General features: G+C 48.9%; 1 pseudogene. It reads right to left on the bottom strand.

The annotated features are described in order from the left end of the window. Nucleotides 1-515, bottom strand: a pseudogene (locus B4E62_RS07855) (hypothetical protein); the annotation flags it as partial.

Here is a 515-nt window from a genome sequence, read left to right as displayed (position 1 = left end):
CGGTATGGCCATCGTGAATATCAACGCCGGTATGGATTAAATGAAACAAGCTTGCACGGTAGAGTAATGCGAGTGCCGCGCGTGTATCGCCAGTGCGCAATAACTGCAGTGCATTTGCACTGATATCATCTGGCAGGGATTCGCGTGTGACATCCATGCCAAATAAGGTTGTGGGTTTTTCCCGTTGTGGTGCTGCGGGTTTTACGCGCACAAATTGTGCGGCTAGCCAGTGGCGGTAGCGATAAATGACAAACCCAATGAGTGCGATAACGGCGCACCACAGCAAAATTTCCAGCAGGCTTGCAGCAGCCAAAAAGCCTTCAAAATTGCGCATAAAATCAAATACTTTTTCCCAGAACTCGGAGGGTTCTGTTTCGGGGGCTTCTTCGTCGTCATCCAGTTTTAAGGTGCGGCGGGTTTCTTTGCGGCTAAATTCTTCCTGTTGCATCACCGCTTTTATCGAATCTTTGGCTTGCGCGCGATTAATCTCGGAAAATTCTCCTACCGGTTTTTCA

The organism is Cellvibrio sp. UBA7671, from assembly GCA_002483145.1.
GTDB classification, from domain to species: domain Bacteria; phylum Pseudomonadota; class Gammaproteobacteria; order Pseudomonadales; family Cellvibrionaceae; genus Cellvibrio; species Cellvibrio fibrivorans.
Note: the sequence above shows the minus strand (reverse complement) of the source record. Positions and strands in the feature narration are given on the sequence as shown.